The organism is Staphylococcus sp. IVB6181, assembly GCF_025561445.1.
Taxonomy (GTDB): domain Bacteria; phylum Bacillota; class Bacilli; order Staphylococcales; family Staphylococcaceae; genus Staphylococcus; species Staphylococcus simulans_B.
In genome coordinates this window covers 2,100,780-2,113,861 of sequence record NZ_CP095096.1, presented here as the reverse complement: position 1 = coordinate 2,113,861, position 13,082 = coordinate 2,100,780, and the positions used below count along the sequence as shown (strand labels likewise).

The following is a 13,082-nucleotide window of genomic DNA, read 5'->3' as shown; positions in this document are numbered from 1 at the left end:
AGGTATGTCAGATAAAATATTAGAAGTAAACAACTTGCATGTCTCCTTTGATATTGATGCAGGAGAAGTGCAGGCAGTGCGCGGTGTTGATTTTTATTTAAGAAAAGGGGAAACACTTGCCATTGTAGGAGAGTCAGGTTCTGGCAAGTCAGTGACTACAAAAGCACTGACAAAACTCTTCCAAGGAGATGCAGGACGTATCAAAAAAGGAGAAATCTTATTCCTTGGCGAAGACTTAGCACAGAAATCTGAAAAAGAATTAATCAAATTAAGAGGCAAAGATATTTCTATGATTTTCCAAGATCCGATGACATCTTTGAATCCAACGATGCAAATCGGCAAACAAGTCATGGAACCTCTGATTAAACATAGAAATTACAGTAAATCACAAGCGAAAAAACGCGCTTTAGAGATTTTAGAAATGGTAGGCTTGCCGAATGCGAAAGAACGTTTTAAAGCGTATCCGCACCAATTCTCAGGCGGGCAAAGACAGCGTATTGTCATTGCGACAGCACTTGCATGCGAACCGAAAGTATTGATTGCGGATGAACCGACAACAGCACTTGACGTAACGATGCAAGCACAAATCTTAGACTTGATGAAAAGATTGCAGAAAAAGATTGATACATCGATTATTTTCATTACGCACGACTTAGGGGTAGTTGCTAATATTGCGGACCGTGTGGCAGTGATGTACGGCGGTCAAATGATTGAAAGAGGAGAAATCGATGAAATCTTCTATGATCCGCAGCATCCATATACTTGGGGCTTGCTGTCATCAATGCCTGATTTAGAAACTGGCAATGATATTGAATTAACAGCGATTCCAGGAACACCGCCGGATTTATTGCATCCGCCGAAAGGAGACGCTTTCGCACCTAGAAGCCAATATGCTTTAGATATTGATTTTAAAGAAGAGCCGCCTTGGTTCAAAGTTTCACCGACACATTTTGTAAAGTCTTGGTTGTTGGATGAACGTGCACCGAAAGTTGAACCGCCATTGCTGGTTCAGCAGCGTCAAAGAAAACTGGCTAATAAGTTCGATAAGCCGCAACGACAAAAGGGGGTGGCGTTCAATGAAGGATAATCACAAGCAGCAATTTACAGAATCAGAAACAGCGCTTAAGCAGCAAGAAGAAACAAAACATGAACAAGCAGCGCTTCAAGCACAACGCAATGAAACGCCGTCACAAGATGTATTGTTAGAAGTTAAAAATCTAAAACAATATTTCAATGTCGGCAAACGCAATGAAGTACGTGCAGTTGAAGATATTTCATTCAAAATTTTCAAAGGGGAAACATTCGGTTTAGTAGGCGAATCAGGTTGCGGGAAATCGACAACCGGCAAAGCTTTAATCAAACTGAATGATGCAACAGCAGGAGAAGTATATTACGAAGGGGTTAATATACAAGATATTAAGAAACGCAAAGATATGCTGAAATTCAATAAGAAAATCCAAATGATTTTCCAAGATCCGTACGCTTCATTGAACCCAAGATTGAAAGTCATGGATATTATTGCTGAAGGTATTGATATTCATAAATTAGCAAAAAATACGAGAGAACGTAAAAAGCGTGTTTACGACTTGTTAGAAACAGTAGGGCTGAACAAAGAACATGCCAATCGTTATCCGCATGAATTCTCAGGTGGGCAAAGACAACGTATTGGTATTGCCCGCGCATTGGCTGTAGAACCAGAATTCATCATCGCAGATGAACCTATCTCAGCATTAGACGTTTCGATACAAGCACAAGTCGTCAACTTATTGTTGAAATTGCAGCGTGAAAAGGGGATTACGTTCTTATTCATCGCCCATGACTTATCTATGGTGAAATACATTTCAGACAGAATTGCAGTGATGCATTTCGGTAAAATCGTAGAACTAGGTACGGCGGATGAAATCTATAACCATCCTTTACATCCGTACACAAAATCTTTGTTATCTGCAGTACCGCAGCCAGATCCTGAAAGCGAACGTACAAGAACACGTCTGACTTATAAAGAAGATAAAGAGAAAGACAAGGGACGTACGCTGCAGGAAGTCAGTGCTGGACATTATGTCTTTGTGACAGATGAAGAAGCAGAAGAATTAAGACAAAGATTACAACAAACGGTGTAAGGGGGATAAAGCGATGAAGAAAAAATTAATTTCATTTGCTATGACTTTGATTATCGCAGCCCTTGTACTTAGTGGTTGCAGTCAAGGCGGCGGTATTTATGATGGCAAGGGACAAGTTTACCGTTCTGTATTAGCACAAGATATGAGTACGCTGGATAGTGTACTTGCAACAGATACCGTATCATTTAATATTTATAACCAAGTTTATGAAGGTTTATATGCATTAGATGATGACGACCAAGCGATTCCGGCGATTGCCAAAGGCATGCCTAAGAAAAGTGATGGCGGTAAAACATTAACAATTAAAATGCGTAAAAATGCGAAGTGGTCAAACGGCGACCCTGTCACAGCGCATGATTTCGTATTTGCTTGGCAAAAAGCATTGAAGCCGGAAACAGCTTCTGAATATGCATACATTATGTACGATATGAAAAACGCGCAAAAAATCAACGAAGGTAAGCTGCCAGCAAGTAAATTGGGTGTGAAAGCACTGGATGACTACACACTTCAAATTAAGCTGAACAAACCATTACCTTACTTTGATCAAATGCTCGCATTCGGAACATATATGCCGCAAAATGAAAAAGTAGCAAAAAAATATGGTAAAAAGTATGGGACAACTGCAGATAAAGCAGTTTACAACGGACCATTCGAATTAACAGATTGGAAAGTTGAAGACAAAATTCTAATGAAAAAGAACCCGAAATATTGGGACAAAAAAGCTGTTAAATTAGATAAAGTCAGCTACAAAGTGTTAAAAGACCAACAAGCAGGTGCATCTTTATATGATACTGGTTCTGTAGATAATGCAGGGATTACATCAGAGCAAGTAGAGAAATATAAAGACAGCCCGGCATTGTTCAAACGCCTGAAAGCATCTACTTTCTTCTTGAAATTAAATCAAAAAGAACAAAAAGAATTCCAAAACAAAGATATGCGTTACGCTATAGCCCAATCTATAGATAAAAAAGCGTATGTTGATAATGTGTTAGGCGATGGTTCAAAACCATTTGATGGCTTTACATCGAAGAAAACAGCAATCTTGCCTGATGGCAAAGATTACGCTGATATGGTTGAATCACCATTGAAATATAATCCGAAAGAAGCGAAAGCACATTTGGATAAAGCCAAAAAAGCACTTGGCAAAAATGAATTTACATTTACATTAAATACAGAAGATACCCCAAGTTCAAAAATTTCAGCCCAATTCATCAAATCACAAATTGAAAAGAACTTGCCAGGTGTGAATGTAAATATCAAACAATTACCGTTCAAACAAAGGGTAACAGCCGAATTAACAATGAACTACTCTATGTCTTTATCTGGTTGGGGACCTGACTATCCAGACCCAATGACGTATTTAGATACGATGACAACAGATAATGCTCAAAACAACACAGACTGGAGCAGCAAAAAATTCGATAGTATGTTAAAAGAAGCGAACGGTTCATTATTAAAACAACCAAAAAAACGTATCGATCATTTGAAAGATGCGGAAGAACTGATGTTAAGCGAAGCACCAGTCGCACCGATTTATCAGCAAGGTGCAGCAAGTTTGCGCAACCCTCAGCTGAAAGGTATTGTTTACCATGAAATCGGTGGAGAAACAACCTTAAAACATGCCTATATCGATAATAGTATCGATAGAGAAACAGGCAAGAAAAAGAAAGATAAAGAGTAATCAACAAAGGGATAAATTTTTCACAAAATAAGGGGATTTAAATATCGAAAACACGGTCGATTTAGGCCGTGTTTTCTTTTTTTCGTCATTATGGTGAAATCATAGTTTTTGACTTTCTCATCTTTGAGCCATAGCATGAATTTAAGAGCAGAGAATAGGAGAGGGTTACATGCTGCCGGTGAGTATATTAGATCAAACACCAATTACAAAAAAACAAACTTCAAAGGAAGCACTGCGTCAGACGGTAGAATTGGCACAACTTGCAGACGAATTGGGATATACCCGCTATTTAGTCGCAGAACATCATAATTTAAATGATGTCATCGGTACATCACCAGAAATTTTGACGATGCATTTATTGAATCAGACAAAGCACATGCGCATTGGATCAGGCGGTGTCATGCTGATGCATTATCATCCGTTGAAGGTGATAGAACAATTCCATTTGATTGACGAATTATCAAACCATCGTGCAGATTTAGCGGTGGGCAAAGCACCTGGCGGGTTCCCGAAAGTAACAGGTATATTGAAAGAAGATTTAAAAGAGCATGGACTTTCGTTTAATGAAAAGTTTGAGACTTTAAGAGGACTGAATACACAAAATTTCGACCCAGACTCAAAATATGCTGGACTTAAAACAGCTAAAAGAGACAGTACCCACCCAAGTGTTCCGATTTATTTGCTTGGGACGAGTTTAAATGCTGCGATTCAAGCAGCGGAAGCTAAAGTCGGTATTATATATGCATTTTTCATTAATTCGAGTCAAGAAGATTTAGAAGAAGCATTAAAAGCTTATAAATCTCGCTACCCTGAAGGAAGATTTATTGTCAGCGTACCTGTTATGATTACTACGAGAGACGGCAATCAATTACCGTTTCGTTTTTCTCAAAGACATTATGAGCTGATTTCAGAAGATGGCAGGCGTACGGTTTTGAATACAAAAGCACAAGTCGATGCATATCTTTCTGAAAGCAATGAAAAATTTGAAGTTGTTGAGAAACGTATGCATATTATGAGCGGAAATAAGGAAGAAGTAGTTAGCAAATTAGATGAAATTAATCGAAGCGGACTTATAGATGAATGGATGCTGCATATGCCGATTCCAAATCATAAGTTGAGAATGAACACAGTCAGACAATTAGCACCCGAGCACGTTTGATAGAAACAAAGGAGATTTTTGACGTGAACAACGCAATACAAATTACATCTGCAAGACCAGAATTTAAAGAGGCGGGCGCATTAAACTACATCGCTATCGGCAATTTATGCCATGTGATGGTAGGGAGCGATAATCAAGGTGTGATCGAACACTATATGCAAAAGCTTTACCAAATGAGAAAGAATCGTTTCAGTTATGAGCATACACTTGCCGCGATGATTGATGGACAAGTGGCAGGACTAATCACATGTATGCCGTACCGAGAATTAGAAAAAGCATTAGTACCGACGGTAGTGGAGATTGTAGCATTGAAGCGGATATTTGTTGTACCGCAGTTGATGATATATTACAAATCTATTTTCTCTTTAATCAACTTGAAAGAAGCAGAAGAAGATGAGTATCATGTTTCTATGTTGTCTGTATCTTCAGATTTTCAACGCCGCGGCGTAGGCCAAACGCTGTTGAAAGCAGCTGAAAACATAGCGAGAGAAAAAGGGTTTGATAAAATTTCACTGACGGTCAATCAATACAATGACAAAGCGAATGCTTTATATAAAAAGTTAGGCTATGAAAAGGTCGGGGAGACGACAGTAGTCAGAGTAACTTTGAATAAAATGAGAAAATATTTAAACTGAAATTCTACAATAAAAGGTGTTTAATACAAACTATCGCATTGACTTGTATATTAGATTGTTGAGTGTTAGTATAAAAATGTAAATTAAATATTTCATTGCTAGGGGTGCCCTATAGGCTGAAAGATATACAAATCAACCCTTTGAACCTGATCTAGTTAGTACTAGCGTAGGGAAGCGTACATAGACGATTAAGTAATCAAACGAATAAATACAAACATGCATGGTGTATGTTTGTATCAAGTTCAGTATGTATAAATCTTTGCGCATTCATAAATTTATGAATGCGTTTTCTTATTTGTCGTGTCTTAAGGTATACCTCCTAGCATTGAAGCAGGGAGGATTAATTTTTATGAAACAAGAAGCCATTGAATTAAAAAAAGGTTTTCCAGCAAGCAAACGTGTATTTAAGCAAGGGGCAGATGAGGATATTCGTGTGCCTTTCAGAGAAATCGAATTAAGCGATACAGTAACAGAGTACAGCACACAAAAGAATGCGCCATTAACGGTCTATGACACAGCAGGTGTCTATCATGAAGAAGGTTATGAAGTAGATGTGCAAAAAGGGATTCCGAAATTACGTACCGACTGGATTGATGCACGTGATGATATAGAAGCTTATGAAGGACGTAAAGTACAGTCGATTGATAACGGCTTTAAAAAAGAAGGCCATCATAAATTTGTAGAAACACCTTTCAATTATCAGCCTAAACGTGCAAAAGAAGGTAAACGCATTACTCAAATGCACTATGCAAAACAAGGTATCATCACAAAAGAAATGAAATTCGTAGCGGTACGTGAAGGGGTAGAACCTGAATTTGTCAGAGATGAAATTGCAAGAGGACGTGCGATTATTCCTAATAACGTCAACCACCCTGAATCAGAACCGATGATTATCGGTAAAAATTTCCAAGTGAAAATCAATGCGAATATCGGAAACTCAGCGGTGTCGTCATCAATTGAAGCAGAAATTGAAAAATTAGTGTGGGCGACACACTGGGGTGCAGATACAATTATGGATTTATCAACAGGTAAAAATATTCATGCGACACGTGAATATTTATTAAGAAACTCACCAGTTCCTGTCGGTACTGTACCGATTTATCAAGCGTTAGAAAAAGTGAATGGTGTTGCTGAAGATCTAACTTGGGAAATTTATCGCGACACTTTAATCGAACAAGCCGAACAAGGTGTCGATTACTTTACTATTCATGCAGGTGTCTTGCTTCGCTATGTACCGTTAACAGTTAATCGTTTAACAGGTATTGTCTCACGCGGCGGTTCCATCATGGCACAATGGTGTTTAGCACATCATGAAGAAAGCTTCTTATACGAACACTTCGATGATATCTGTGCCATTTTAAATCAATACGATATCGCAGTATCATTAGGAGATGGTTTACGCTCTGGTTCTATTTATGATGCGAATGATGAAAGCCAATTCTCTGAATTGAAAACATTAGGCGAATTGACTGATATTGCATGGAAACACGATGTTCAAGTTATGATTGAAGGACCAGGACATATCCCAATGCATAAAATTAAAGAAAACCAAGATCTAGCAGATTTCTATTGTAAAGAAGCACCATTCTATACATTAGGACCGCTTACAACTGATATCGCACCTGCATACGACCATATCACTTCAGCTATCGGTGCAGCACAAATAGCAAGCTACGGAACAGCTATGTTATGTTACGTGACACCTAAAGAACACTTAGGTTTGCCGAATAAAGATGATGTACGCGAAGGTGTTATCACTTATAAAATTGCAGCACATGCAGCAGACCTATCAAAAGGCCTTCCAGGTGCTTCTGATCGTGATGATGCAATTAGTAAAGCACGCTTTGAATTCCGCTGGATCGACCAATTCAATCTATCACTAGATCCTGAACGTGCGCGTGAATATCATGATGAAACTTTACCGAAAGAAGCAGCAAAAGTTGCACACTTCTGCAGTATGTGCGGCCCTAAATTCTGTTCAATGCGAATTTCTCATGATTTGCGTCAAAACCATTTTGATGAACAAGAAAGACAAGAAGCGATGAAAGAAAAAGCAAAAGACTTTGTAGAACAAGGCAGTCATATTTATCAATAAACTGACAATATAAGTCTAAAATTAATGAAAGCCGGTATTTGCTCAAATAGGGCAGATACCGGCTTGTTTTTAGTTACTTTATAGTATGAAATACAGCGATAAACAATGTACCGAGATAAAAAGTTAAACTCGCGTAAATCCAAAAGTAGTTTGTTCCTTTGGATTTGGCACGTTCTTGTGCGTTATGAAATAAGGGAAAATTACCGTTAAAGAAAATAGATCTGCCGACAAAGAAGGCAAAGATAATGAAAGAGCCGACAAATAAAATGATATTGATTGCTGGGTTGTAATGTACAAACAGACTGTAAATGACATAAAGCGTTGCTGCGATACAAGCAATCGTACGAATGATAGCAGAAAGCATAGGAAGCACCTCACATTTATTGTATACATTCATTATATAGTATTTAATGTGTTAAAGGTATAGGAATTAAAGTGGTGTAATGTTTTAAAATAGGATAAAGAAAACCGTATATCCTCAGAAGAGAATATACGGTAGATATGTGTTGATTATCTTTTACGTTTACGACCTAAGCCCATCGCATTTTCCATTTTTTGCAATGTGCGTGAAGAAGCTTTGATTGCTTTGTCGCGTCCAAGGTCTAAGATTTCATCAAGTCTATCTGATTGATAGTAGTCATTATAGCGTTCTTGGAATTCTGTTAAGAAGTTTTTAACAACTTCTGCCAAGTCGCCTTTGAAATCACCATAACCTTTACCTTCGTAGCGTTGTTCAAGTTCTGCGAATGATTCGTCAGTCAAGCTTGAATAGATAGAGAGAAGGTTGCTGATACCTGGTTTGTTATCTTTATCATATTTAATGATACCGTCTGAGTCAGTGATAGCACTTTTAATTTTTTTAGCTGCTGTATTAGGGTTATCTAATAAAGAAATGAAGTTTTTAGCGTTATCATCGCTTTTACTCATTTTTTTAGTAGGATCTTGAAGACTCATGACACGGCCGCCGATTTTCGGCATGCGTACTTCTGGTTTTACAAGTACGTCATTGTAGCGGCTGTTGAAGCGGTCTACAAGATTACGTGTTAATTCAAGATGCTGTTTTTGGTCTTCTCCGACAGGTACGATGTTGGTATTGTAAAGTACAATATCAGCTGCCATTAATGGCGGATAAGTTAAAAGTCCTGCAGGAATACCTTCTGTTTGTTTAGAAGATTTATCTTTGAATTGTGTCATACGTTCTAGTTCGCCTACAGAAGAAATTGTTGTCAGCATCCATCCGGCTTGGACGTGTGCAGGAACCTCTGATTGAATAAATAAAGTTGATTTTTCTGGGTCGATTCCTGATGCTAAGTAAATTGCAGCTAATTGACGGATACGTTCGCGCAATTTCAATCTGTCCTGCGGTACTGTAATTGCGTGTTGATCTACGATGCAGAAGAAACAATTATAGTCGTCTTGTACTTCACTGAATTGTTTTAGCGCACCGATATAGTTGCCTAAAGTTGGAATTCCGCTCGGTTGAATTCCTGAGAATAGAGTTTCCATTTATGATGCCCACTTTCTTACGATAATGTAGTAATAGTTTTATTATAGCAGTATTTTAATTGTTTGTAATGTGTGTTAAAATATATATGTAGCTAATTTTTTAACATATCGCAAGCGTAACAATTTTTCTTAAAAGTTTGAACAAAAGCCGTTGTTTTGGGGGCTCAAATTTGAGAATTCGATATGTTTGAAATTTTCTATTAATATCCCCGTTTTTCTCATTTAATTTTAATGTTGAAGGGGTATACTATAATCATAGAGTTAAGAGAGAAGAATTCGAGCGTTGATCATAAATAAAACATTTCATTGTTTAGACATAGATGAGTATAGCGTTTTGATTTTAAGTAAAATTTCTTAACTGAAACTACAAAATCAATGAATAAAATTCATGATAAATAGGAGAGTGAGATGTATGGTAACACTATTCACATCACCAAGCTGCACATCTTGCCGTAAAGCGAAAGCATGGTTACAAGAACATGACATTCCGTATACGGAGCGTAACATTTTTTCAGAACATTTAACAATTGATGAAATTAAACAAATCTTAAAAATGACAGAAGACGGAACAGACGAAATTATTTCAACACGTTCTAAAACATATCAAAAATTAAACGTGGATATTGATTCATTACCACTACAAGAATTATATACAATCATTCAAGATAACCCAGGCTTATTACGCCGTCCGATTATCTTAGATGAAAAACGTTTGCAAGTTGGTTACAACGAAGATGAAATTCGTCGTTTCTTACCAAGAAAAGTGCGTACGTTCCAATTACAAGAAGCACAACGTATGGTAGATTTATAAGATATCATTCAAAACTCAATGAATACGAAAGAGCTGCAGTACAATGTGCTGTGGCTTTTTATGTGCTTTGAGTAATTAATTCAATGTTCGAGCGGTTTCCGTGGAATATTAAAGGGTAATATGTTATTATAATAAGTCAACGGTAAGTCATGTTTTATGTTATAAACAAATAGATTGTAATTTGCACACCGTTTTAATACAATATGGGTACTATTCTAGGTTGTCGACAAAGTAGACGCTGCCTAGACTCTAGAAAAGTTTGTCTAAAGTCTAGATATTGCTATTCATCGACTGTAAGGAGTGAGATGATATGAGAATAGAGCGCGTAGATGATACAACTGTTAAACTTTTCATAACGTATGGTGACATTGAAGCAAGAGGTTTCAAAAGAGAAGACTTATGGACAAACCGTCAACGAGGTGAAGAATTCTTCTGGTCAATGATGGAAGAAATCAATGAGGAAGAAGATTTCGTTGTTGAAGGTCCATTATGGATTCAAGTACATGCTTTTGAAAAAGGTGTGGAAGTCACTATTTCTAAATCTAAGAACGAAGAAATGATGAACATGAATGACGAAAGTATGAATAATGAATTTGATCGCCAATTAAATGAATTACTTGAACAAACGTTTGAAGAAGAACACGAAGAAGCAGAACAAAGACAACATTCAAAACGTTCTCAATCAAGAGATCAATTCAATAAAAAAGCACGTCATACCAACGGTCGTCTTGTCATCGTCAAATTCGATGATTTAGAGTCTGTTATTGATTATGCACATCATAACAATCAGCCTACTGAAGGCTTTGAAGATTTATTATATATGTTGAATAATGAGTACTATTACGCAATTCATTTTGATGAAAGTGTAGTAGAAGAAACAATTAATGACTTCTATAGTCAATTATTAGAATTCGCTGCACCAAGCGATCGTTCAGAAGTTTACTTGAACGATTACGGTAAAATCATTATGAGTCATAACGTAACAGCACAAGTACGCCGCTTCTTTACTGATATAACAGAAGCATAAGTAATAAGATATAGATTGAGCCTATCCTTAGTTGGATGGGCTTTTTTATTTGCAATTTTTGAATAACCCGGAATAAAACCTTAAAATTGTGCGTTTTCTTGACCGTCTCTTATCCATGAGACGCAATAACGTGCAAAATCAACGAAATAATGAGAAAATTAAATTATTGATATTAGCATAAGAGGAGGCTTTTTAATATGAGTCAACAATTAACAAGAGAACAACAAGAACAAAAACATCCTGAGTATACTTGGGATTTAACAACGATTTTTGAAAGCGATGAGGCCTTTGAAGCTGCTTTCAAAGAAGTAGAGGGCTATTTAGGTGCCGAAGAAAAATTTAAAGGCCACTTAGCTGATAGTGCACAAACACTTTATGAAGCATTAGCTTTAGAAGATGAAATCGAAACGAAACTTGAAAAAGTTTATGTTTATGCACACTTAAAACAAGACCAAGATACAGGTAATGATAAATATACGGGCTATGAAGCACGTGCACATCAATTAGCAATTAAATTAAGCTCAAGCTGGAGTTTCTTAGTACCTGAAATCTTACAAATCGATGAAGCTACAATCCAAAAATTCATCGATGAAAATAAAAACTTAGAACGCTATGCCTTTGATTTGAAATTAATTAATGAGGAGCGTCCGCATGTATTAAGTGCAGATAAAGAAAAATTATTAACAGAAGCACAAGATGCATTATCTACACCTTCAAATGTTTACGGTATGTTCAGCAACGCTGACTTAGAATTTGAAGATGCGGTAGATAAAAATGGAGAAAAACATCCATTAACACAAGGTACATTCATCAAATATCTTGAATCTGATGATCGTGAATTACGCCGTTCAGCGTTCAGAAACCTTTATAAAGCTTACGGTGCATTTAACAATACTATTGCGGCAACATTAACAGGGGAAATTAAAAAACATGTCTTCAATGCACGTACGCATAATTATAAAACAGCGCGCGAAAAAGCATTAAGCAACAACCATATCCCTGAAGCCGTTTATGATAACTTGGTTAAAACTGTTCATGAATATTTACCGCTCTTACATCGTTATACACAATTACGAAAAGATGTATTAGGTTTAGACGACATGAAAATGTATGACTTATACACACCATTAGTTAAAGATATTAAATTCGAAATGCCTTATGATGAAGCAGTAGAATGGATGTTGAAAGCTTTAGAACCAATGGGCGATGAGTATTTAGATGTGGTTAAAGAAGGCTTGAATAATCGTTGGGTAGACGTTTATGAAAACAAAGGCAAACGTTCAGGCGGTTATTCATCTGGTGCACACTTAACGAACCCATTCATCTTATTGAACTGGTCAGATACAGTGTCTGATTTATTCACATTGATTCATGAATTCGGTCATTCTGCACACAGTTACTTCAGCCGCAAAAACCAACCATCTAATCATAGTGACTACTCTATTTTCGTGGCAGAAGTTGCTTCAACAACTAATGAAGCATTGCTTAGCGATTATATGGAAAAACACTTAGATGATGAACGTCGTTTATTATTATTGAACCAAGAATTAGAACGTTTCCGTGCGACTTTATTCCGTCAAACAATGTTCGCAGAATTCGAACACAAAATCCATCAAATTGAAGAAGCAGGAGAACCGTTGACTGCGAACCGTATGAATGAAGAATATGCGGCACTTAACCGTAAATACTTCGGAGATATTGTAGAAACAGACGAAGACATCAGTAAAGAATGGTCACGTATTCCGCACTTCTACATGAACTATTATGTATATCAATATGCGACTGGTTACAGTGCAGCACAAAGCTTAAGCTATCAAATCCTTAATGAAGGCAAACCTGCAGTAGAACGTTATATCAACGAATTCTTGAAAAAAGGCAGCTCAAATTATCCGATTGAGATTCTTAAAAATGCAGGTGTAGACATGACAACACCAGAACCAATTGAGCAAGCATGCAAAATGTTCGAGAAAAAATTAGACGAGTTTGAAAAACTAATTAAAGAATAAACTTTGTGAAATCGTTTACAATATGACAAGTTTGTGACAAAA

11 protein-coding genes and 1 riboswitch are annotated in these 13,082 nt (G+C 36.9%); of the genes, 9 read left to right on the top strand and 2 right to left on the bottom strand.

Annotated elements, in window-relative coordinates:
- The first annotated feature begins 4 nt into the window (after positions 1-4).
- The 6 genes from MUA90_RS10290 to thiC all read left to right on the top strand — a co-directional run bounded on the left by MUA90_RS10290 (position 5) and on the right by thiC (position 7,690).
- Complete coding sequence (locus MUA90_RS10290; RefSeq protein ID WP_105993690.1) at positions 5-1,087, top strand: ABC transporter ATP-binding protein; 1,083 nt, start codon at positions 5-7, stop codon at positions 1,085-1,087.
- Positions 1,077-2,120, top strand: a complete 1,044-nt coding sequence (locus MUA90_RS10285) for an ABC transporter ATP-binding protein (RefSeq protein WP_262586727.1) — start codon at positions 1,077-1,079, stop codon at positions 2,118-2,120. The genes MUA90_RS10290 and MUA90_RS10285 overlap by 11 nt, the downstream gene beginning before the upstream one ends.
- A gap of 13 nt (positions 2,121-2,133) precedes the next feature.
- Positions 2,134-3,801, top strand: a complete 1,668-nt coding sequence (locus tag MUA90_RS10280; RefSeq protein ID WP_262586725.1) for a peptide ABC transporter substrate-binding protein — start codon at positions 2,134-2,136, stop codon at positions 3,799-3,801.
- Between the two features lie 169 nt (positions 3,802-3,970).
- The gene (locus MUA90_RS10275; RefSeq protein WP_262586723.1) at positions 3,971-4,960 is read left to right on the top strand and encodes an MsnO8 family LLM class oxidoreductase; all 990 of its coding nucleotides are present in this window, start codon (positions 3,971-3,973) and stop codon (positions 4,958-4,960) included.
- A gap of 23 nt (positions 4,961-4,983) precedes the next feature.
- The gene (locus MUA90_RS10270) at positions 4,984-5,595 is read left to right on the top strand and encodes a GNAT family N-acetyltransferase (protein WP_262586721.1); all 612 of its coding nucleotides are present in this window, start codon (positions 4,984-4,986) and stop codon (positions 5,593-5,595) included.
- 90 nt (positions 5,596-5,685) lie between these two features.
- A riboswitch (TPP riboswitch) is annotated at positions 5,686-5,785 on the top strand.
- 159 nt (positions 5,786-5,944) lie between these two features.
- A complete protein-coding gene (gene thiC / locus MUA90_RS10265) occupies positions 5,945-7,690 on the top strand; it encodes a phosphomethylpyrimidine synthase ThiC (protein WP_114603730.1) in 1,746 nt (581 codons plus the stop codon).
- A 73-nt stretch (positions 7,691-7,763) separates the two neighbouring features.
- On the opposite strand, the gene MUA90_RS10260 is transcribed toward thiC, so the two are convergent.
- Together MUA90_RS10260 and trpS are read right to left on the bottom strand one after the other, a co-directional pair.
- On the bottom strand, positions 7,764-8,054 hold the full coding sequence (locus MUA90_RS10260; RefSeq protein ID WP_105993696.1) for a hypothetical protein: 291 nt from the start codon (positions 8,052-8,054) through the stop codon (positions 7,764-7,766).
- Between the two features lie 146 nt (positions 8,055-8,200).
- Positions 8,201-9,196, bottom strand: coding sequence for a tryptophan--tRNA ligase (gene trpS / locus MUA90_RS10255; protein ID WP_262586718.1), 996 nt, complete (start codon positions 9,194-9,196; stop codon positions 8,201-8,203).
- A 412-nt stretch (positions 9,197-9,608) separates the two neighbouring features.
- Here trpS and spxA point away from each other — a divergent pair, with 412 nt between their 5' ends.
- The 3 genes from spxA to pepF all read left to right on the top strand — a co-directional run bounded on the left by spxA (position 9,609) and on the right by pepF (position 13,040).
- The gene (gene spxA, locus MUA90_RS10250) at positions 9,609-10,007 is read left to right on the top strand and encodes a transcriptional regulator SpxA (protein ID WP_002481951.1); all 399 of its coding nucleotides are present in this window, start codon (positions 9,609-9,611) and stop codon (positions 10,005-10,007) included.
- 310 nt (positions 10,008-10,317) lie between these two features.
- The gene (gene mecA, locus MUA90_RS10245; RefSeq protein WP_262586716.1) at positions 10,318-11,034 is read left to right on the top strand and encodes an adaptor protein MecA; all 717 of its coding nucleotides are present in this window, start codon (positions 10,318-10,320) and stop codon (positions 11,032-11,034) included.
- A gap of 197 nt (positions 11,035-11,231) precedes the next feature.
- A complete protein-coding gene (gene pepF, locus MUA90_RS10240; protein WP_262586714.1) occupies positions 11,232-13,040 on the top strand; it encodes an oligoendopeptidase F in 1,809 nt (602 codons plus the stop codon).
- Positions 13,041-13,082 lie beyond the last annotated feature (42 nt).

Coding starts and splice junctions, on each gene's coding strand:
- pepF (WP_262586714.1), top strand. CDS start 11,232: ATGAGTCAACAATTAACAAGAGAACAACAAGAACAAAAACATCCTGAG.
- MUA90_RS10275 (WP_262586723.1), top strand. CDS start 3,971: ATGCTGCCGGTGAGTATATTAGATCAAACACCAATTACAAAAAAACAA.
- mecA (WP_262586716.1), top strand. CDS start 10,318: ATGAGAATAGAGCGCGTAGATGATACAACTGTTAAACTTTTCATAACG.
- MUA90_RS10280 (WP_262586725.1), top strand. CDS start 2,134: ATGAAGAAAAAATTAATTTCATTTGCTATGACTTTGATTATCGCAGCC.
- MUA90_RS10260 (WP_105993696.1), bottom strand. CDS start 8,054: ATGCTTTCTGCTATCATTCGTACGATTGCTTGTATCGCAGCAACGCTT.
- spxA (WP_002481951.1), top strand. CDS start 9,609: ATGGTAACACTATTCACATCACCAAGCTGCACATCTTGCCGTAAAGCG.
- MUA90_RS10285 (WP_262586727.1), top strand. CDS start 1,077: ATGAAGGATAATCACAAGCAGCAATTTACAGAATCAGAAACAGCGCTT.
- thiC (WP_114603730.1), top strand. CDS start 5,945: ATGAAACAAGAAGCCATTGAATTAAAAAAAGGTTTTCCAGCAAGCAAA.
- trpS (WP_262586718.1), bottom strand. CDS start 9,196: ATGGAAACTCTATTCTCAGGAATTCAACCGAGCGGAATTCCAACTTTA.
- MUA90_RS10290 (WP_105993690.1), top strand. CDS start 5: ATGTCAGATAAAATATTAGAAGTAAACAACTTGCATGTCTCCTTTGAT.